The 20,852-nt window shown below is 55.0% G+C and carries 14 protein-coding genes; 7 read left to right on the top strand and 7 right to left on the bottom strand.

The annotated features are described in order from the left end of the window. Positions 1 to 96 precede the first annotated feature (96 nt). Both K239x_RS11195 and K239x_RS11200 read left to right on the top strand, forming a co-directional pair. Complete coding sequence (locus K239x_RS11195; RefSeq protein WP_419189935.1) at positions 97 to 1,035, top strand: DUF58 domain-containing protein; 939 nt, start codon at positions 97 to 99, stop codon at positions 1,033 to 1,035. Continuing rightward, entirely contained in the window at positions 1,032 to 3,113 is a 2,082-nt protein-coding gene (locus K239x_RS11200) for a VWA domain-containing protein (protein ID WP_145417953.1), read from the top strand. The genes K239x_RS11195 and K239x_RS11200 overlap by 4 nt, the downstream gene beginning before the upstream one ends. A gap of 192 nt (positions 3,114 to 3,305) precedes the next feature. On the opposite strand, the gene dapA is transcribed toward K239x_RS11200, so the two are convergent. The 4 genes from dapA to K239x_RS11220 all read right to left on the bottom strand — a co-directional run bounded on the left by dapA (position 3,306) and on the right by K239x_RS11220 (position 9,279). Next, a complete protein-coding gene (dapA, locus tag K239x_RS11205; RefSeq protein WP_145422312.1) occupies positions 3,306 to 4,211 on the bottom strand; it encodes a 4-hydroxy-tetrahydrodipicolinate synthase in 906 nt (301 codons plus the stop codon). A gap of 613 nt (positions 4,212 to 4,824) precedes the next feature. Further along, positions 4,825 to 5,145 (bottom strand): BON domain-containing protein, encoded by a 321-nt coding sequence (locus tag K239x_RS28465; protein WP_419189936.1) that lies wholly within the window; start codon positions 5,143 to 5,145, stop codon positions 4,825 to 4,827. A 258-nt stretch (positions 5,146 to 5,403) separates the two neighbouring features. Continuing rightward, positions 5,404 to 6,822, bottom strand: coding sequence for a DUF1501 domain-containing protein (locus K239x_RS11215; RefSeq protein WP_145417955.1), 1,419 nt, complete (start codon positions 6,820 to 6,822; stop codon positions 5,404 to 5,406). 21 nt (positions 6,823 to 6,843) lie between these two features. Continuing rightward, positions 6,844 to 9,279 (bottom strand): PSD1 and planctomycete cytochrome C domain-containing protein, encoded by a 2,436-nt coding sequence (locus K239x_RS11220; protein ID WP_145417957.1) that lies wholly within the window; start codon positions 9,277 to 9,279, stop codon positions 6,844 to 6,846. A 337-nt stretch (positions 9,280 to 9,616) separates the two neighbouring features. On the opposite strand from K239x_RS11220, the gene K239x_RS11225 reads away from it, so the two are divergent. The 3 genes from K239x_RS11225 to K239x_RS11235 all read left to right on the top strand — a co-directional run bounded on the left by K239x_RS11225 (position 9,617) and on the right by K239x_RS11235 (position 15,566). Further along, on the top strand, positions 9,617 to 12,793 hold the full coding sequence (locus tag K239x_RS11225; protein WP_419189937.1) for a [protein-PII] uridylyltransferase family protein: 3,177 nt from the start codon (positions 9,617 to 9,619) through the stop codon (positions 12,791 to 12,793). A 53-nt stretch (positions 12,794 to 12,846) separates the two neighbouring features. Next, the gene (gene araD / locus K239x_RS11230; RefSeq protein WP_145417961.1) at positions 12,847 to 14,571 is read left to right on the top strand and encodes an L-arabinonate dehydratase; all 1,725 of its coding nucleotides are present in this window, start codon (positions 12,847 to 12,849) and stop codon (positions 14,569 to 14,571) included. An 83-nt stretch (positions 14,572 to 14,654) separates the two neighbouring features. Further along, a complete protein-coding gene (locus tag K239x_RS11235; RefSeq protein WP_145417963.1) occupies positions 14,655 to 15,566 on the top strand; it encodes a dihydrodipicolinate synthase family protein in 912 nt (303 codons plus the stop codon). A gap of 66 nt (positions 15,567 to 15,632) precedes the next feature. Here K239x_RS11235 and K239x_RS11240 read toward each other — a convergent pair whose 3' ends face one another. After that, the gene (locus tag K239x_RS11240; protein WP_145417964.1) at positions 15,633 to 16,139 is read right to left on the bottom strand and encodes a hypothetical protein; all 507 of its coding nucleotides are present in this window, start codon (positions 16,137 to 16,139) and stop codon (positions 15,633 to 15,635) included. Between the two features lie 379 nt (positions 16,140 to 16,518). Here K239x_RS11240 and K239x_RS11245 point away from each other — a divergent pair, with 379 nt between their 5' ends. Together K239x_RS11245 and aroA are read left to right on the top strand one after the other, a co-directional pair. Next, a complete protein-coding gene (locus K239x_RS11245; protein WP_419189938.1) occupies positions 16,519 to 16,764 on the top strand; it encodes a hypothetical protein in 246 nt (81 codons plus the stop codon). Between the two features lie 27 nt (positions 16,765 to 16,791). Continuing rightward, entirely contained in the window at positions 16,792 to 18,186 is a 1,395-nt protein-coding gene (gene aroA, locus K239x_RS11250; protein ID WP_419189939.1) for a 3-phosphoshikimate 1-carboxyvinyltransferase, read from the top strand. 32 nt (positions 18,187 to 18,218) lie between these two features. Here aroA and K239x_RS11255 read toward each other — a convergent pair whose 3' ends face one another. Beyond that, on the bottom strand, positions 18,219 to 19,505 hold the full coding sequence (locus tag K239x_RS11255) for a hypothetical protein (RefSeq protein ID WP_145417967.1): 1,287 nt from the start codon (positions 19,503 to 19,505) through the stop codon (positions 18,219 to 18,221). Between the two features lie 468 nt (positions 19,506 to 19,973). Further along, entirely contained in the window at positions 19,974 to 20,720 is a 747-nt protein-coding gene (locus K239x_RS11260) for a hypothetical protein (RefSeq protein WP_145417969.1), read from the bottom strand. Between the last annotated feature and the right edge of the window lie 132 nt (positions 20,721 to 20,852).

Here is a 20,852-nt window from a genome sequence, read left to right on the forward strand (position 1 = left end):
TGCAACCATTTCCCAAAATTCGCCAATTCATTTTCTGCTCGACTCCAGCGGTCATCAAAACGGCCTGACATGGAATTTTTCGTTACAATCTGGCGTATGTCGACAAGCATCCCCCCCGATGAAACCATTCCCGCGAAACCCGCCGCTAAATCGAGGGTCGGTGTTCCGCTGCTATCACCCGCATTGCTCGGGCGATTGGAGCGTTTGGAATTGGTGTCTCGCAAAGTATTTCGTGGGCGTCTTAAGGGCGAACGCGTCAGTCGCCGCAAAGGCCAGAGCGTCGAGTTTGCGGATTTTCGTAATTACGTTCCCGGCGACGATCTGCGATTGATCGATTGGAATCTGTATGCCCGGTTGGATCAGCTGTTTTTAAAACTGTTCCAAGAAGAAGAGGATTTGCATTTTTACGCGCTCATCGATGCCAGCGAATCGATGAACTTTGGCGATCCCAAAAAACTGTTCGTTGCAAAACAGCTTGCCGCATCGTTGGGTTATGTCGGGCTCTGCCGGGCTGACCGGATCAGTGTCGCGGCATTGGGCCCCGAAGGACGACGCGCACCGGTGCTTCGCGGTCGAGCTAGTCTTCACAAAATGCTGGCTTACCTGGATTCGTTCGGCAGTGGACACAATGTTTCGCTTCACGACGGCGTGCGTGATTTTGCGATGCGAAACTCCGGTAGCGGCGTGGTCGTTTTGCTGACCGACATGATGGACAAGCAAGGGTACGAATCGGCGCTGCGAATGTTGGTTGGTCGCCAAATGGATGTGTTCGTGATGCACATTTTGTCACCCGAAGAAATTGATCCGCCGCTGCGTGGCGATCGCCGGCTCATCGATGTCGAAGACGGTGACAATGCCGAAGTCACCATCAATGCGTACGTGATTGATCAGTACAAAGAAACAGTCAAGAATTTTATCGCGTCGATCAAGTCCTTTTGTTCCAAGCGATCGATCGTCTACGTGCCGGTCCGAACCGACACGCCTGTGGAAACGATTGTGACAAAATATTTGCGTGAACGCGGAGTCGTGCGATGAGCTGGATATCGACACTGACTTGGCCCCAGTGGTTGTTGCTGGGTGCGGTGCCGCTTGGCATCATCCTGCTGTACTTTTTGAAACTGCGCCGCGAACCGGTCGAAGTCCCCAGTACTTACCTGTGGGCGCGAACGGTCGAAGATCTTCACGTCAACAGTTTGCTTCAGCGACTGCGACGAAATCTCTTGCTGCTGCTGCAATTGTTGGCCGTGCTGCTGGCTGCTTTGGCACTGCTACGCCCAGGGCATCGCGGTGAAACGTCTGGCCAAGGACGTAGTGTGCACTTGTTGGATACGTCAGCCAGCATGTTAACGGCCGACGTCCCAGATGACGCGAGCCGGTTTGCGAAAGCCAAGCGTCTGATTGGCGAACGAATCGATCTGATGAACGATACGGATCAATCGATGTTGGTGACGTTTAATGATCGTGCAGAAGTTCTGCAGTCCTTTACGTCCGATCGGCGCCGACTGCGTGACGCACTGGCCAGAGCCGAAGTGACCAATCGCCCCACGGATATTTTGGGGGCTTTAAAGGCGGCTGATGGACTTGCTAATCCGAAGCGTTCCAGCGAAGTTGGTGACGTCAACGACGTGCAGGTTGCCGATGCGTTGAACGCTGACTTGTTGCTTTTTAGTGACGGCGGATTCCAACCGGCGACCGAGTTTGACTTGGGCAATTTGACGCCCGAATACATCAGCATCGGTCGCGAAACGGTTGCCAATTTGGCGATCACGGCGTTCTCCGCCGAGCGGAATGTCGAAAAACCCAGCGAGGTCCAAGCGTTTGCGACAGTCATCAACTATGGCACCAGCGAATCCTCGTCGACCGTTTCGTTGTTCGTCGAAGATTCTTTGATTGACGCGTCAACCGTCTCGCTGGAACCTGGCGAAGAAACAGGCGTGTCATTCACGATGGATAGCGAAGAAGCCGTCTCGCTGCGATTGGTGTTGGAAACCAAAGACCCGTTTATGTTGGACAACGTGGCTTACGCTGGTCTGACGCCTATGAAAACGGTGTCGGTCTTATTGATCACCGAAGGCAACACGCCGCTGGAGTTGGGATTGTCGACGGAAAAGTCTGCGAAAATCTGCATCAAAGATGTGCAGTTTCCAAGCTATTTAGAAACAGATGAATACAAACAACGAGCCGACGCGGGCGTCGATGATTTGATCATCTACGATCGCTGTTCGCCCGAGACGATGCCGACGACGAACACGTTCTTTATCGGTGCGTTGCCGCCGAATGCTGACGCCGGTGTTGCTGCGACTGACGGCGCGGAAAGTGTTTCTGCCACAGGCGATGCGAATGTCGCTGACGGCGTGAGTGATGGCGTGACTGCCGACGCTGACAGCAAAGGCTGGCGGTGGGCGACGCCGCCCGGGCCGGTCGTCCTGATCGACCTCGACCGTACGCATCCTTTGATGAGGTATTTGGAAGTCTATTCGCTGTTGATTTTCAGCGGTCGCGCGATCGAAGGCCCGCCTGGAATGTCCGAACTGATTGACGCGGATGTCGGCCCCATGCTGTGCATCGCGCCTCGTGACGGTTACCAAGATTTGGTGTTGGGTTTCGATATCATCAGCCTGGACGAAGATGGTTTGACGCAGGCAAATACGAACTGGTATGCCGAACGATCCTGGCCCGTGTTTGTGCTTAACGTGCTGCGTTATCTAGCGGGTGCTGCGGAAGCCAGCGGAGCGCCGTCGTATCGGCCCGGCGAAACCGTTCGCGTGCGAGTCGAAAGTGCGTTGGAGGAAGTTCAGATCGGTCGCGTCGGCACGGAGCTGAAAAAGATGCGTCCCGGGCCATCAGGTGTGGTCGAAGTCGTCGATACGGAATCGGTCGGTAATTACCGAGTCGAAGCAGACGGCAAGCTAGCGGATCTGTTTGCCGTTAATCTGTTCGATCCCCGCGAAAGCGACCTGGGGGCACTGCCCAGTGTCGATCTGGGTTATGAAGCCGTAGAGGCAGTGACCGGCGGCGTGGAATCCAGACGCGAATACTGGCGGATCTTGCTGATCGGAGTGTTGATCATGCTAGCTGCAGAATGGTGGTTATACGCCAAGCGAGTGGCGTAATACGACCGAATTTGGCGGTCCTGTGCAATGTCGCAGGACACGCTTAACGGGAAACCAAATGGAACCTATCCATCTCAGAATCCCGTTGGAATCTGCCCCCGTTGGAACCTGTCCAGAGAGCCGTTTTGCCGGCCGGAGCATTAACACTGCTTGGCGAAATTGCTGCAAGGCGAAAAACTTCGCCTTGCCTTTCTAAACTTTCGCGGCTGTTTCGATGCCGTAGGCCGAAAGCGTTTCGCGCAGTTTTTCGGCTTCTGGAGTTTCCAGTGCCGTCATTGGCAAGCGTAATTCGCCCGTGTCGCGGCCGACCATCGCCATAGCTGCTTTGAGCGGAATGGGGTTCGTTGCCAGGCCCAGCATGTTTTGACAGAGCTTGAACAGTTTGTGGTGCATCGCCATCGCTTCGGCCATATCGCCTTCTTTGGCAGCACGGACCAAATTGATCATGTCGGTCGGCACCAAGTTGCCGGCCACTGACACGACGCCTTCGGCACCGACGCTCATCATCGGCAGCGTCAGCGAATCGTCACCGCTAAGCACGGTCAGGTCGGTGGTGCCAACGATGGCACTGCATTGGTCCAGTTTTCCGGTCGCTTCTTTGACCATTGTGATGCCGTCGATTTCCGACAGTCGCTGAATCGTTCCGACTTCGATTTCTTTGCCGCAGCGTCCTGGAATGTTATAGACACAGACTGGGATGTCGACGTGTTCAGCAACCGCTTTGAAATGCTGAAAGAAACCTTCCTGAGTAGGCTTGTTGTAGTAGGGAGCGACTTGAAGCGTTGCATCGGCGCCTTCATCGGCAGCCCGCTTGGTCAATCGCAACGCTTCTGCCGTGCTGTTGCTGCCGGTGCCGGCCATGACCTTCACGCGTCCGGCCACAATTTGAATGACTTCCGAGATCAGTCGGTCGTGTTCGTCGTGCGAAAGCGTCGGAGATTCACCCGTCGTTCCAGCGGGAACCAAGCAGGTAGTGCCCGAGTCGATCTGAAATTCGATTTGCTCGCGGAGGCGTCCATAGTCGACTTCACCATCGGCAAACGGAGTGATGATGGCTACCGACAGACCGGCATAATCTGAACCTTTGCGTTGCGGCATGGAGATACTCAAGAAACTGGTTGGATCGAAGGAAACGAGTGGCGAAAAGTCTTGGCGATCGTCGCGCGTGAGCGGAGTGAAATGGGGGGTTGCAACCTGTCCGGTTGGAACCGACAAACTGGACGCTTGTCCCACCAAATTGCGGTGGCCGATCGGCTGCCAAGACGAAATGATTCGCAGCGAGTTTATCAAGTCAAGTCAAAACACGATAGCAACTAAATCCGCGGTCCAAACGGATCACTGGGCTAGCCTGGCCAAAGTCGCCAGAATTAATTTCCCAATCCGCAAATCTCGCCACCGGCTGCGTTCGATTGGGACCGTCTAATGCCGCCGAGACGATCGCAGCGGGGGAGATCAGCCAAGTCCACGGTCGAAAGAAAACCGGGGGGCGCGGCGTCTGATTGGGACGCCGAAGCAGAAGCGTGCCGCCCTGCATTCTCAGGCGGACACCTGTTGGCAGGTCGCTGTTGAGAGATCGCGGGAGGGCCGATAACTGTGTGTTTCGCGATCGTGATTCGCACACGGTTTCGGCCGGTGTCGTCTATTCAGGCAAATGCCCTGGCAGCAAGTGCATGGACAGCAAGTGCATGAACAGCAACTACCTGGATATCAGCTACGCAGATACTTGGACGCAGTTGTTCACTCGAGCTAGCACTCCGGCTTGGCGGATCGTCGGCAACAACTGTCGCTTGAGTTCTTCGGACGGCAGGTGGCCACGCAGCACGACGGCTGCGTTTTCAACCGTGACTTGCAGAGCGGATGCGTAGGATCGCAAATGATCATTGACGCTGATCATCCTTCGGATCCGCTGCACCATGCGGGATTCACGTTGTTCTTGGTCGCTCATTACGGCCGACTCCTGATGGGGCAAATGAATGACTTGGTCGATTTCGTCTCCATTAGTTAAAGCGGAAAAGGAGGGTGATTGTGTCATCAAAAAATCCCAAGTTTGCGACAAAACTCTGGTGAAGATCATTCGCTCGCTTCGCCGGCAATCTGATTTCGATGGCGTTCGTGAAATCGAGCATTGAAGTGTGCCCCAGCACATACGCTGTGCAGCCTTAGGATTGCCGCCGACGTCGTGAATCGGACAATTGCCGCCAAAACGGCGATCAGTCGCGACGGTTGCGTCAGTTATCGCAAGCCAATTCGCGTAAACCGTCATCACCCCGATTTTACTTGCTGCGACGCGCTACGCCAAAATATCGTCGATGATGCGGCCGTGGACATCCGTCAAACGAAAATCGCGGCTCGAATACCGGTAAGTCAATTCTTTGTGATCGAACCCCATCTGGTGCAAAATTGTGGCGTGCAGATCGTGCAGCGAGACCGGATTTTCCACGACCTTCATCCCTAGTTCATCGGTCGCTCCGTACGTCGTCCCACCGCGAACACCCCCGCCAGCCATCCAGATCGTGTAGCCATCGATGTGGTGATCACGCCCCACCGTGGCCGGATTCTTGACCTTTTGCACCGTCGGCGTCCGTCCCATTTCGCCGCCCCAGATGACCAACGTGTCTTTCAGCATGCCGCGTTGTTTCAAATCTTTCAGCAATGCTGCGATGGGGCGATCAGATTCGGAAGTCAATCGTTTGATGTTTTTGACGATCGATCCGTGGTTATCCCAAGGTTGGCCGGCACCATGATAACACTGGATATAGCGGACACCGCGCTCGGCCAGGCGACGGGCAATCAGCAGGTTGCGACCTTGGATGGTATCCCCGTAGTCGTCCAGCACATGCTGCGGTTCGCTGGCCAAATCAAACGCATCGGTCCCGGCCGACTGCATGCGAAACGCCAGTTCCATCGAATGAATGCGACTTTCCAGCCGCTGGTCGCCTGGACGCAATGTCGCGTGACGTTGATTCAAAAATTGAGTCAGCTGGACTTGAGCTCGCTGGGTACCGACCCGAACATCGCTGCGAGTCAGGTTGGGAACCAGTTGCCCACCGCGGGCTTCGGTATCAATGTGCGTTCCCTGGTAAACGCCAGGCATGAACGCGCTGGTCCAGTTCCGTGATTGCGCCGTGGGCAGCCCGCGAGGACACAAGACGACAAAGCCGGGCAGTTCATCGCTTTCGTTTCCAAGTCCATACAACAACCATGACCCGAGGCTTGGACGTGCAAGCGTCGAGTGGCCGCAGTTGGTTAGCAGTAGTCCTGGTGTGTGGTTTGCGATTTCGCCTTGCATCGATCGGACGACACAGAGTTCATCGGCGTGCTTTGCGACGTTTGGAAACAGTTCGCTCACGTTCAGTCCGCTTTGTCCTTGACGCGCAAACTGAAACGGCGACCCAAAAATATGACCGGCGCGTTTTCGTTGTACTGGTTGAAGCGTTTTTTTGATCGACTCTGGCAGCTCCTGCCCATCCAGCCGGCTAAGCTCGGGTTTGGGGTCAAACGTGTCCATCTGGGATGGCCCACCATTCATAAACAAGTGAATGATGCGTTTTGCTTTGGCTGGAAAGGGCGGCTGCCGCTGAGCCAGTGGCGATTCGTCGACTGCACGCTCCGCCGCTTGCGAGGCAGTCGATCGTCCGACCAAGGAAGCCAGCGCCAGCGAGCCCAACGAAGTCGATTGCAAGAAAGATTTGCGAGAGAATTGATTCACAGCTTTGTGTCCTGGTGGCAACTAATCCAAGTACTGAAATTCATTGCTCATCACCAATGATTGAGCAACCAACGGCCAAGGATCATTCTTGAATCGATTCGGGTTCTTATTCGCTGCAACGATCCTTTGCTGGAACTCAACAAAGCGGCTTACACGAGTCCGTTCGTTATTGGCGGGGGATCGTTGCAAAATTTTGTCAAACAAAAAGTCAATCTTCTGATCATCCGCACTGAGTTGTGTGAACCGGTCGGACTGCACAAGTTGCTGCATTTGGTCGCTAACGAACGGCGAATTCATTAGGAATAACGCCTGGGGCGCGACGATGCTTTCCCCGCGCGTCGGCTGTGTTTGCATGGGAGATGGAAAATCAAATGCCCGCAGCGTGGGATCCAAATTAAATCGATTGATGTACCCATAGATCGTCCGCCGCCGCGCGTAGTTCTTCGCTCCCGCTTTCGCTGGCCAAAGTTGTTCAGCATGCCCACCCAGGCTCTGATCAAGTTGGCCGCTTACGGCTAGAACGCTGTCGCGAATCGCTTCGATACTGAGGTGTCTGCGATTGGCACGCCACAGATATCGATTGGTTGGGTCGATGCCTTCGCGTTCCGTGCAGCTGACGTTGGGGCCGCGGCCCGTCGTTGCACAAATGCTTTGCGCAAAAGTTTCACTCGTAACGATTTGTCGTACCAATCGTTTGGTGGACCATCCGCTGCGAACAAAATCGGCAGCCAGATAATCCAGCAATTCGGGGTGAGTGGGAGGTGATCCTTGCAGTCCGAAATCTGACGGGGTGTCCACCAAGTGCGAACCGATCAGCCAACCCCAAATGCGATTGACATAAACTCGGGCCGTCAGCGGGTTCTCTGGATTTGCGATTCGATTGACTAATTCCAGCCGACCGCTGTTGTCAGAATCAAACGGTCGTTGCTCAGGTTCCAGGACTTTTAGAAATCTTGCCGGCGAATCTTCACCGCGAGCTCGTGCGTCACCTCGAATATGAACAAACGATCGGGGACGTTTCTTCTTTTCACGAACCACCATCGACCGCGCAGGCGCGCCGGGGTGAAACAGCAAAAGCTCGGCCAAGTCTGTCTCGCGAATCTTCTGTGCCACGGACCGATTGTTTCCTTTGGCTTTCTGGCCCTCCGCGTCGGCGATTTTTTTGTCGATCGTCGCTCGCTTCTTCCGATAGTCGGCCCGCTGTGACGGTGTCGCTTGGTAAGCAGCCAGGAGCGGTTGCTTTTTTTCGTCCAGTGGGTGAGGACGATCCAGCGAGCCAAAGACACCGCGAAGCGAATAATAATCGACCGTAGGTATTGGTTCGTATTTGTGATCATGGCATCGGGCACAAGCGACGGTCAGCCCAAGCAGTCCCCGGGTCGTCAAATCGATCCAGTCATCCAACGCTTCGCTGGCGGCGCGATTGGCATGTGGAGCCACGCCCAAAAATCCCAAGGCTGCCATCTCAGGCGACTCTGGCTTGGCACCCAACAGATCGGCCGCAAACTGTTCCTTCAAAAATTTGTCGTACGGTTTGTCCTCGTTAAAGGCGTTGACGACATAGTCGCGGTAGCTGAACGCGAACGGAAAGTAGTGGGGCGTTTTTGTGTCAGCACGATACGCACTGTCGGTGTCCGCGTAACGCGTCACGTCCAACCACATGCGAGCGATATGCTGCCCAAAGGCGGGCGAATCAAGCAGCTGATCGACCGCTTGTTGGATCGCTGCGTCGCGGTCTTTGCCGATTGCTTGCTCAAATGTCTCGATCGCTTCCCGGCTAGGTGGCAATCCTGTCAGGACATAGTTAAGCCGGCGATAGAGTTCAGGTGAACGTGCGCGGTGCGATGGCTGCAATCCGTGCGGCTGCATTCTTGCGAACACAAACTGATCGATCGGTGCATCATTCCAGGTTACGTTTTGGTTCTGCGGTGGCTGCGGATTCGTGACTGGTTGAAACGCCCAGTGCTGCTTAGATTTTTCAAAGATGAATGGCTGATCGCCCAATCGTGAAAACTCCGTCTCACCCATGTCTTCCAGCGGTCCGGGAGCACCTCCGGCGATCCATTGTTCAAGCAGCGCAATTGATTCTTCACTCAGCGGTTCATCCGGCGGCATTTGCAAATCGTCACGCTCATAGCGAACGGCGACCATTAGCAACGACGCGTCCGGCTCGCCGGGGATCACAGTTTTGTTGCTGTCGCCACCTTCGATCCATCCCGCCTGGCGATCAAGAAGCAGCCCGCCCTGCTGTTCGCCGGCGGTTTCGCTATGGCATTCGTAGCAATGCTGGACCAAGATCGGGCGGATACGTCGCTCAAAAAACTCCGCGCCCATTTTATCCTGATTCTTTATCGCCGAGTTTGGTTCTTGGGCGGATAAAGGACCAGCCATCAGAAATGCGGCAGCTGTGTTAAGCAACAACAGCCACGTAGCGATGAAGTGAAAACGCGAACGCATATTCGTTGATCGGGGCGACGAGGTGAGAATGTGTCGAGGCGGGGCTCTTGCGAGCTATTATGGCGGAGTGTCGGGAGCTAGTTGGGTGGGGACTCTCGCCATTAGTGTAACGAATCCAGTGTAGTGCAAATTTGACAGACTACGAATCAATATCCCTGCAGGGTGCTGTTCGCCGAACGTTCCTTTGGGAGCTCTTCAGCTGCTGGGGAGCGCAAATGAGCATTGGAAGGCGGCAACGTGTCCGTGAGGGCGACGGATTGACGCCGGGTGTTGGCGATGGCATTGCGAATCTAAACTGCGTTTTTCTGATTCGGACGCGATGCAGATATACTCCGCCATGGATTCCGCTGAAAACGAACCGTCTTCCGAACCCCAGGCTGGCGCGGATGCTCTCGAATGGCTTGACGACGTTGGTTTTCGTCGTATCGATCAAGCAGGCGAGTATTGGCTGGCGATCTTCCGCTGCGGCGTGTCGGCTGATTTGCTCGATACGCTGCGCCGACGATTGCAGGATCACTTTGGCGATTTCGACGACCCCGATGCGGTGCTGGAGAACCTGAGTGGGTTTGTGGTTGCCAGCCGAAGTCCGATCGCACTTCTGGCGTTGTTCGAACGCGACGAATCCGCGTTGTTATCCTTGCTGCATGTGTTTGCCACCAGTCAAACGTTGTCGCAGTTTTTGATTGATGACCCTGAGGGGTTCGATCTGATGCGTGCCAGCGACGGACTGCCTGCGCAACGACGTTTTTTGGTGGACGAATTGGTCGCCGAGATGCGGACAGTGGAAGATCGCCCGCGTGCAGCAAAGACGATTAAGAGTTTTGTGCATCGCGAACTGGTGCGAATCGCGTACGGCGAATTTGTTCGGAACATGTCGCCTGACCAAACGGGACGGCAATTGGCTTGGGTTGCCGATGCGGCCATCGAATCCGCACTGGAGTTTGCGAGCCGGGATTGTCAATCAAGACTGGGGCAACCGCAGCGAAGTGACGGAGGGATTCCGAGAGTCACTGTGCTCGGACTATCAAACTACGGCGGGCTGGAACTGAATTATGCGGCACGATTGGATGTCGTCTTTCTTTACGACGCGATCGATGAAAAGAATCCTTCGCATCAAGCTTACTACCGCGAACTGACGGAGTTGACGATCGAATTGGTTGGCGGACCGATGGACCCCACAGCAACGGATGAGCCTTGTCTCGGATTTGGTTGCCATTTGACAAGCGGACCGCATGGCAATCAGTCGCTAATTTGCAGTGTTGGCGAAGCCGTCGACGAGCTGGAGTCCAGAAATCGTACTTGGCAGCGGATGGCATTTGCCAAAGGACGCGTGGTCGCTGGCGATGAAGATGTCGGCACGGCGTTTTTACAACGTGCTCAGCCATGGATCTATCATCGATTTATCAGCCACAGTGATTTTGACGACGTACGGGTTCTTCGTCATAAGCTTGAGCGGCGAACGTCAAAATCGACTGGGGGAAAATCGTCTGCGGATGGCCAACCGTCAGCACGCCAAAGCCATGACGTATTGCGTACCGCTGGTGGCCGCCGTGACATTGAATTGACAGTTCAGTTTTTGCAACTCTTGCACGGCGCAGAATGTCCGTCCGTTCGTGAAGCAAACACAACCGACGCTCTGATCGCTTTGGAAAAAGAAGGCTGTCTGCTTCATGCCGAATCCGAACTGCTGACGATTAACTACGCTCGCTTGTGCCGTTTGCATCATCAACTGTCGGTCATGTTTGGCAAAGACACCTCTGTCTTGCCAAACGACGAAACCATGTTTCGGCATCTTGCTTGGCGTTTGGGCATGCGGTTGGAAGACCGTCCCGTTGGCGACGGCGAGAGATTTCGCAAGCAATTGGACGATGCTTTTGAGATGAATGGCACCGTGATCAATCACTTGATGATCGACGCTCCCAGTGTTGAGACATTGGACTCCAACGGGGAGCGGGTACGGCAGTCGATAGAGACGGAGTTGTTGTTAGACGTCGATGCGAGTGACGAACTGATTGCTGCAACGTTGAAGCAGCACGGAATCAATGACCCGCGAGGCGCGATGGAAAATCTGCGGGCGCTGAGTGTCGAATCCGTGCGTTTTCTTTCGCCACGTCGGTGCCGTCATTTTTTGGCTGCGATCGCCCCCAGTTTATTGACTCAGATCGCCAAGACGCCTTTTCCGGATCAAACTTTGCGTTCGCTGGTCGACGTCACTGATTCTCTGGGGGCAAAAGCCACGCTCTGGGAATTGCTGGGTGCCAATCCGCCCACGATGGATTTGATGGTTCGTCTATGTGCGTCGGCCGAATACTTGCGGCGTATCTTGATCGAGAACCCGGGGATGATCGATGAACTGATCGATTCACTTCTGATGAACCGTTTGCCATCGGGCGACCGGCTGGACGCGCAGTCGATCGAACTGTGCCGTGGCGCTGATGAAGTGGATCTGATTTTGAAAGGGTTCAAGAATAGCGCGCACCTGACGATTGGCGTTCGCGATATTTTGAACAAAGAATCGATCGAATCGACTCATCAAGCGTTGTCCGATACAGCCGAGGCGGTTGTGCGGCGTGTGATCGAAAGCGAACAGGATCGGCTGTCGCAACAGTATGGTGATCCGGTCGACGAAACAGGGCAGCCCGTCGAATTGCTTGCACTAGCGTTGGGCAAGTTTGGTGGGCGGGAACCAAATTATCACAGCGACTTGGACGTGATCTTTTTGTATTCAGGCAAAGGCGAGACTCAGCGCCGAGTGGGTGGGCCGCGCCGGACCGTGCCGAACCATCAGTTCTTCAATCAGTTGTCTGAACGCGTGATCAGCCGCATTGATCGCGGCGACAGGGTCGGGCAGCTTTATGAACTGGACGGACGCCTCCGACCAACGGGGGACGAAGGCACGTTGGCGGTTTCGATCGAAGATTTTCTGAAGCGTTTTGAGCACGACGTCGCGCCGCTTTGGCAGCGACTGGCGCTGTGCAAAGCAAGGTCAATCTCGGGCAGCCGACGCTTGCGTCAATCGATGGACGCGAACATTAAAAAACTGATCATCCAGACACGTTGGCACGCGAACATGGCAACGGAAATTCGCAGCATGCGAATGCGGATGCAAGAAACTGCGTCGCCAGACAATTTGAAACGCGCCGAAGGTGGTACGGTCGACGTGGACATTATTGCGCAAACACTGACGTTGCGTCATGCGTCCGAGTCGCCCGATTCGATTCGCCAAGGCACGGTTGCTGCTTTGGATGCGATGGCGGCCGCCGGAATTGTGGCTGACTCCCAAGCAATCGAACTGACGAACAGTTATCGTACACTCCGACGAATCGAAAGCCGTTTGCGGTTGCTGAACACCGACCGTCGCCACGAATTGCCCCATGATGATCGGTCACAGAGAAATTTGGCCTTCTTGCTGGGGGAATCGGAACCGGCGATGATCGCGGCCCAATCCAAACAAGCACGGCACTCGATTCGCAAGTTGTTTGACGAGATTTTTGACTCGCTCAGCGACGGCTAACGTGTTCATTTGCATCTGACCCGCCTCAATTTCCTTGCTCTCAGCTTTTAAAAATGCCCGATCGCGATCCCACGCAACTACGTTCTCACCGTTGGTTTGGTCCTGACGACATGCGTTCCTTCGGGCACCGATCGCGGCTCAAAGCGATGGGGTTTGACGATATCGATTATCAAGATCGACCGGTTGTTGCGATTCTGAATACCTGGAGCGAACTAAATACCTGCCATTCGCACTTTCGCAATCGAGCTGACGAGGTTCGTCGCGGCATTTTGCAATCCGGAGGCTTTCCGGTCGAAGTTCCGGTGATGTCGCTGGGCGAAATGTTGATGAAGCCTACGACAATGCTTTATCGAAATTTGCTGGCCATGGAGGTCGAGGAAGTTTTGCGTTGCCACCCGATCGACAGCGCCGTGCTGATGGGGGGCTGCGACAAAACTGTGCCCGCGATGTTGATGGGGGCTATCAGTGCAGATATCCCGTCAATCTTTTTGCCGGCCGGGCCGATGCTCAGCGCCCGCTGGAAAGACGTCACGTTGGGCAGTGGGAGCGACGTGTGGAAATACTGGGACGAACGCTTGGCCGGAAATCTTTGCGATCAGGATTGGAAAGGAATCGAAAACTGCATTGGTCGATCGGCGGGCACTTGCATGACGATGGGGACCGCCAGCACGATGGCCTGTGTCACCGAAGCGATGGGGTTCAGTTTGCCCGGAGCTGCTGCTACGCCTGCGGTCGTCGCCGAACATTCGCGACTTGCCACGCGCACCGGTCGCCGCGCGGTCGAAATGGCTTGGGAGCAGTTAAAACCGTCGACCTTTATGACCGCCGAATCGATCGACAATGGCTTGATGACTTCGCTGGCGATCGGTGGCAGTACGAATGCGATTGTTCACTTGATCGCGATCGCTGGTCGGTTGGAAATCGATTTGACATTGGAGCGTTTCGACGAACTGTCGCGCGTCACTCCCATGATCGGTGATATCCGCCCGGCCGGCCGTTACTTGATGGAGGATTTTTACAACGCAGGTGGACTGTCGGCTTTGCTCGCACGGTTGACCGATTTGCTTAACACCGACTGCACGACAGTCAGCGGAGTAACCTTGGGAGAGCAGATTCGGGGAGCAGAAGTCATCGATGATCAGATCATTCGGACACGCGACAACCCGGTTGCGGCTTCGGGTGGTACGTGTCTGTTGAAAGGCAACTTGGCGCCCAACGGATGCGTGATCAAATCCGTTGCCGCCGATCCCAAACTGCTCAGTCACAAAGGACCGGCCATTGTCTTTGACGACTATCCGAGCATGAAAGAACGCATCCATGATCCTGATTTGGATGTCACCGCCGACAGCGTTTTGATTTTGCGAAGTGCGGGGCCGCTGGGCGCCCCGGGGTTTCCTGAATGGGGCATGCTGCCGTTGCCCAAAAAACTGTTGGAAGCCGGCGTGCGTGACATGGTGCGGTTAAGCGATGCCAGAATGAGTGGCACCAGCTACGGCACGTGCGTTTTGCATATCGCTCCAGAGAGTGCCGCCGGTGGGCCGCTTTCATTGGTGAAGGACGGCGACCAAATCGAAATCAATGTGCCCCAGCGGACGATCCATTGGCACGTCAGTGATGAAGAAATCGAATCGCGTCGTGCAGCAGCGCCCCCGCTGAAAGCTGTTCCCGATCGCGGCTATTCGCAGTTGTATGCCAAGCATGTCACTCAAGCCGACCAGGGCTGTGATTTTGATTTTCTGGCTGGCCGGTCGCCCGGGCAAGAGCCCGGGATTCACTGATTCAGTTTGCGGTCAAACGATTCGGTGTTCAGTCACCCCAGCCACCTCCTACAGTTTTATCTCTCGCCTACTATTTCACGCTCATGAAAACTGCTGCCTTCGATCCCGCTCACTTACGCGATTCCGTTTTTGCTGTTCCACCTTTGGCCCGCGATTCGGACGGGAAGCCATGTGCCACCGAAAACAAGCGGATGATTTCGCATTTGGAATCTGGCGGTGTCCGATCGATTCTTTATGGTGGCAACGCTGTTTTTTATCACATCTCAATGTCGGAATATGCCAGCGTGCTTGCCATGTTGGCGGACAGTTCGGGCGACGATACCGTCATTGTTCCGTCGATTGGGCCTGCGTATGGGCTGGCGCAAGATCAGATCGATGTGCTTCGTGATTTCGAGTTTCCGACGGTGATGTTGCTGCCATCTCGGGACGTCATTGACCAAGAGGGGATCGCGACAGGCGTTCGACGACTGGCTGACCGTTTGGGAAAACCCATTGTCCTTTATCTCAAATTCGACGAATGGTTGGAGCCGCGACTAATCGAAAAGCTGGAATCCGACGGAGCGATCTCCTGGATCAAGTATGCCGTCGTGCGAGATGACCCCGCTGTTGACGATTATCTCAATCGCGTGATCGATATCTTTCCCCAAACACGCATCGTCAGCGGTATCGGCGAGCAGCCTGCGATCGAACACTTGCGTGATTTTGGAATCACCGGCTTCACCAGCGGATGCGTCTGCGTCGCACCGGATCGTTCGATGGAGATGATGCACGCGATCCACGACGGCGACTTTGCCAAAGCCGAAGAGATCCGCAAGTGGTTTTTGCCGCTGGAAGATTTGCGAAACGAGATCAATCCGATTCGCGTTTTGCACCACGCGGTCGATTGCGCTGGAATCAGCAAAACGGGCCCACTCCTGCCTTTCTTGAGCGACTTAACGTCCGAACACGTGGCTCAGATCGCTTCGGCGGTTAACAAGCTCGGCTACCCGGCCTAGTGCTGGTTTTGCCTGGGCTGCAAATTCGCGGCCCAAACTCGACTGGCCAATGATTGGGCCGTTTCGCTATCTCAGCAGAGGCGGCAGTGCGTCACCGGGAACGATTTTGACGTCGTCCAGATCTTGCTCTCTCAGTTCGTCCATGCGACGTTTTTCTTCCGGATTCGGCTCGTCGTCTGTATCCAGTTCGGGATCGTCGTCGTCAGCACGTGGCCGATCCGCTTCGCCGTCAAAGTCGTCCCGTTCCATCGGTGATTCGTCGTCCTGGTCGAATTCAGAATCATCTAATTCGGCTTGTTCGGTTCGACGGTCGCGCTCAAGTTCATCCTGAGTGATGGCGGTATCGCGAGCCATCAAATCGGCTGCTCGCGCTCCTGCGGGATCAAAAAGACTTCCCACACGTCCGCTGTCACGAATAGTTCGTTGCCAAGCTCCGCCGTACGACGGATAGGCTAGGTCTTCATCGCTCGCACAGATTCGGCATCCCGCCAGCGGAATCATCAACATCACCAGGATGGAAGCGACCATCCATCGCGAATTGTCAGACGGAGCGGCGGTAGCAGAGTGGTGCATTTGAACTGCGACGATAGAGAATCAGGGTGACTGAATACGCATCAACGAAACGGGTGGAGGCCCATCGTGAAGTATCGGTTAGGAAGCCTGGTTGCTTGAGGAAAGATTTGACGATTACGCCGGCCTCAAGGATTGGCGGCGGATCGGTGGCGAATGCGTCTGTTTCACGAGTTGGTTTCGCGCTCGTGAAGTGGCTTCCCCGATCCGGCGGAACCGTGAAGGGCCGTTCTCGCGCTGAAATCGGCAAAATTTGGATGAATTCGCTCAAGTCAGACTTTCATCAAACCGGGGCAAGATGCGACATAATGTCTGCGGTCTCTAGTCTTATCTATCTCATGCGCGGTTCAAGTTTATGACGGATCTTCCCCAGTTGGTCGGAATGTTAGATGCTATTGCTCTTCCCGCTTTGGGAATCTGGGCTCTGGTGTGGAGCAAGATTTGCCAGGGGGAAGACGCACGTCGCGCAGAACGCCAGTTCCTACTTGTGCTGGTGGTGATTACCATCGTGACACTGCGCACCGTTATTAACTGCGACGACGTTTGGCTGGTCCACACGATGACTCTAGCGATGATGATCGTCGGAGCATTGGCGATTCCGAATCAGGATGCGTCCGTCGCACTCTAGCCGACTCGTTTCTTACGCCTCTCTCTTATGTCGCCCAAGCAATCCACTCCCGCAGACTCTCAGGGGATGACGGTCGTGGAAGTCCTCCCAGGTGGTCCGGTCTGCGGATCCATTCAACCTCCTGGAAGCAAGAGTTTGACCAATCGGGCGCTGTTGTGTGCCGCGTTTGCCGATGGGGTTTCCACGCTCAGCGGTGCACTTCGCAGCGAAGACACGGAAGTCATGATCGAAGCGATTGAATCGATCGGTGTGTCGGTGGTAGCCACCGATGGCGGTCGCAGCCTGGTCGTCGATGCAGTGAACCGTTCGCAATTGAAGGCGGCCGACCATCGGCTTGATCTTTTTATCGCTAACAGTGGGACCACCATCCGATTCTTGACGGCGGCTTTGTCCGCAGCCGGTGGTCATTTTTTGCTGCATGGTGTCGAACGAATGCATGAGCGGCCGATCGCCGATCTGATCGACGCGCTAGTCCCCGTGCAAGAAGGTTCCATTGCCACACAGTCGCCCAATGGATGCCCGCCAGTATTGATTCAATCGGACGGTTGGTCCGGCGAGACATTGTCGGTCGCCGGTGCGGTCAGCAGCCAATATCTAAGCGGCCTGATGATGGCAGCCCCCATCGCAGCGGGGCGATCTGGCGGCACGTCGCGGTCCACCTCCCTACGCGTTGAAGGCGAACTTGTCTCCGTCCCCTACGTTCAAATGACTGCGGAAGTCATGCGGTGCTTTAGTGCGGAAGTATCCCTCGACAAAACCGGCGATGAAGACAGCAGTCCGCTGCAAATCAATATCAAGGCAGGCGGTTATCACTCGCAAGACTATGCGATTGAGCCCGATGCTTCAGCCGCAAGCTACTTCTGGGCAGCAGCGGCGATCACAGGCGGCGATGTGACAGTCAACGGCTTAAGCCGCGACGCTTTGCAGGGCGATGTCGGTTTTTGCGACGTGCTGGAACAAATGGGCTGCGAAATCATTCATGGTGAGGACTCGATCCGCGTCATTGGTGCAACGCTGCATGGTGTCGATGTCGACATGAATGAGATCAGCGATACAGTTCAAACGCTATCGATTGTCGCTCTTTTTGCTGATGCTCCCACGCGTGTTCGCGGAGTGGCGCACAATCGTTTTAAAGAAACCGATCGCATCGGCGACTTGGCAATTGAACTACGCAAGCTGGGCGCTGTTGTTGACGAACACGACGACGGACTGACCATTCATCCTCTGACCGAAACCGATTCGTTTTCGGGAGCCACTTTGAAGACGTATCATGATCACCGTATGGCGATGAGTTTATCGCTGGCCGGACTGCGTTTGCCGGGGGTGAAGATTTTGGACCCTGCCTGTACCTCGAAAACCTATCCCGAGTATTTCGCCGACCTGGAACAGCTGATTGGTCGCGCCCACCATTGGTCTAATTAGAAGCATAGACAACCTTGACCGCCACGCTGACTCTACTCAGCCCGCAACGGATTGTATGGCGCGTTGGAATTTCGGTTGGTCAGTCGGAGCGGATTGACGGGAACTTTCTTTTGCCGATGGCTCAGTTTGTCAGGCGCGGCGGCAACTGGTGGAGCTAGGGGTTGCATGACCTGAGCAGGTGCTTCCTTGATCGGCGTTTTGGCTTCGACGTTGTTGGTTGCCATTGAATTGCGAAGGGACTCAAGTGTCGCGAGATCTTTCTGGCTGGGACCATTGTCCTGAGCCAGCATTTGCTGCGTGTTCTCCTGGAGCTCGGTCTGTGCGTCGTAGATTGTTTCGACCGAAGTTTGGATCGCTGCCATCATTGGCGGTGGCAGGAGTGCGACAGGCAAGACTTCTCCGTCGTTCATCAATTGTGAATAAGCAAAGCTCCGGCTGCCGTCGGAGCGAGCCAGCAAGTTTTTGCCTTCGACGGCGTTAAAACCAAACGCAGCGTAGCCGCCGCGTCCGGCAACCACCAATCCGTGAGTTCCCGGCTTGAGCGAATTGATTTGAAATTGTCCCAGCGCGTTTGCGGTCGTCTTACCGATGGGGATGCCGTCTTTGAAAATGACGATCAATGTTCCCGCAACGCCGCTGTACCTTGAGGTGGGGTTGATGACGGAGATGAGCCGGCCTCGAAGGGCACCGTCTTCGCCTAGTTGTATGGTCGATTCAAACGCGGCACTCGAAAGGCTGTTGCGGACCAACGCTTGATCCACGATTCTTAAACTGAGCTCTTGTTCGAGCAAAAAGTTGTTGGCAATGATCGGTCGCAGCGAGTCTTGGCCGACTCGCATCATCATTAAATTGATGGGTTCGATCTGTGGTTCGCGTTCGAAGTCCAAGTCAAAAGGATCCGCGTCGCCTTTGCCATCCGGATCCGCGACTTCTACTTTGCGGCATGCCACCATCATAGCGCCATGAGCGACGCCATTAGTCGCCACGACGGCGTAGACACCTTCTTGGACGTCGTGGATTTCAACGACACCGGATTCGTCTGCCGTTAGGGTTTGAATTGATTTTTCGGGGTCAATGACAGTAACCGACGTTCCCGCCAGCGTATCGTCCATTGAATCGGAAATCGATTTTAGCTGAACCGATACGACTGCATGATTGGCATCGAATAGGGCCACGTTGTCAGCTGGAATTCGCCGCGTTGCTGATTCGTTGTCGACGATGCCCAGCTCTTGGGCGATTGCAGTGGGCGATAAGAGTGATGAACTGCCCAGGGTGAATGCGACCAGACAAACAGCGCGTTGGATTCGGCGAAGGGTCATGTTGCAGATGCTCCGGTAGGATGACATTTCAACTGAAACCGGCGGTCAGGAGGTTTTCCTGAGGGAGCCAGTTGGCAGTGACTGATTCAACGAACCAGTGATTGCCGTGGGGCGGCCCGGTTGTCGATAAGACCGGTGCAGGCTGGAACGAATGAGGCCGCACCTAGTAAAAAGAACGGTCCCACAGAAGCGTAGGACGCAAGCAGCGCCAGCGCAAAAGAAACTACTCTGGGAAAACAAAGATTGTCTCAGAGCGACGCGATCCCAGGCTTTCTGAGGGTGGGGATAGCGCAGCGATTTTTTCTAAAGGCGGCGTGCAACGCTTACTGCGGATGGTGCTGGCAGCTAATCCGAGATGGCTTTTGGAAATCGCACAAACAGGCGAGCCGTCAATTACGCGTCAGCCAACTCTGCATTGGTGTTTGCGAAAAAGCGTTGCTTTAAGTAGCGATTGTCAGACGAAGTGAGTCAAGCCGCGATGCGAGGTCGAACGTCGTCGCGGGGCTCTTCGGTTTCGTCGTTGTCGCGTGCGATTGCTCTCGAATCGGATTCGACATCCGAATCCAAACGATGAGCCATTGCTAAGGCCTCGATACCAGCAAATGCCAAGATCGCGTATGCAAACAGTTCGGCGAATTCTTCGACCATCGCTTTGGTTTGAGTGCGTTCTTCCAGCGAACTGATCGAGGTCCACATGTCGGGACGATCAAGCACCTGGCAAAATGTACACAGGTAGATGCCGCCAAGTGCGAACAAAGTGATGGCAGGTTGTCGTACCAGCCACATTGCTTCACGGACCACTCGGCGCCGATCAATCAACAGCGCAGTGACGGCCACCAAGAACAAGGGGAGCCCGACTAGATACTTATAAGCGTCGTCAAATAGCAACGTTTCAAAGATCGAATCGGATTCACGAGCGGCGGCATAGCCGACCATGGCTGCACAAGTGATCAGACCGGCTCGACCGCGTCGGCAGCGATACGCTGCGTAGAACAAACACGCTGATGCGAAGAGTGCCAAATAGACTTGAGCCATTTCGACCGGGCCATTTTCGGCTCCGATAAAACTGGTGCCACGTGCCAACAACCCGATGAAAAGTACTTGCACCAATGCAAAAGCGATGACGGCGTAGCAGGCCAAACGAGCTGGAAACGAGACCAGAACGTCGGCAATGCTGGGTTGAACGCTTAATTCGAGTGCGCGTGATTCCGTCATGAAACTTCCCCTACATCCGTGTAGCAAGCTGCCAGCATCCGGCCAGCTTCGCAGCAATTTAACTCTATGACTATCGAATCATTACTCTGCCTGATAGACCGATCGGCTGAGTTTTTGTCGCTTCTGCATCTT

It is taken from the genome of Stieleria marina, from assembly GCA_007741555.1.
Taxonomy (GTDB): Bacteria; Planctomycetota; Planctomycetia; order Pirellulales; family Pirellulaceae; genus K23-9.

Coding starts and splice junctions, on each gene's coding strand:
- dapA (WP_145422312.1), bottom strand. CDS start 4,211: ATGCCGCAACGCAAAGGTTCAGATTATGCCGGTCTGTCGGTAGCCATC.
- K239x_RS11200 (WP_145417953.1), top strand. CDS start 1,032: ATGAGCTGGATATCGACACTGACTTGGCCCCAGTGGTTGTTGCTGGGT.
- K239x_RS11260 (WP_145417969.1), bottom strand. CDS start 20,720: ATGACGGAATCACGCGCACTCGAATTAAGCGTTCAACCCAGCATTGCC.
- aroA (WP_419189939.1), top strand. CDS start 16,792: ATGTCGCCCAAGCAATCCACTCCCGCAGACTCTCAGGGGATGACGGTC.
- K239x_RS28465 (WP_419189936.1), bottom strand. CDS start 5,145: ATGACACAATCACCCTCCTTTTCCGCTTTAACTAATGGAGACGAAATC.
- araD (WP_145417961.1), top strand. CDS start 12,847: ATGCCCGATCGCGATCCCACGCAACTACGTTCTCACCGTTGGTTTGGT.
- K239x_RS11225 (WP_419189937.1), top strand. CDS start 9,617: ATGGATTCCGCTGAAAACGAACCGTCTTCCGAACCCCAGGCTGGCGCG.
- K239x_RS11255 (WP_145417967.1), bottom strand. CDS start 19,505: ATGACCCTTCGCCGAATCCAACGCGCTGTTTGTCTGGTCGCATTCACC.
- K239x_RS11195 (WP_419189935.1), top strand. CDS start 97: ATGTCGACAAGCATCCCCCCCGATGAAACCATTCCCGCGAAACCCGCC.
- K239x_RS11240 (WP_145417964.1), bottom strand. CDS start 16,139: ATGCACCACTCTGCTACCGCCGCTCCGTCTGACAATTCGCGATGGATG.
- K239x_RS11245 (WP_419189938.1), top strand. CDS start 16,519: ATGTTAGATGCTATTGCTCTTCCCGCTTTGGGAATCTGGGCTCTGGTG.
- K239x_RS11220 (WP_145417957.1), bottom strand. CDS start 9,279: ATGCGTTCGCGTTTTCACTTCATCGCTACGTGGCTGTTGTTGCTTAAC.
- K239x_RS11235 (WP_145417963.1), top strand. CDS start 14,655: ATGAAAACTGCTGCCTTCGATCCCGCTCACTTACGCGATTCCGTTTTT.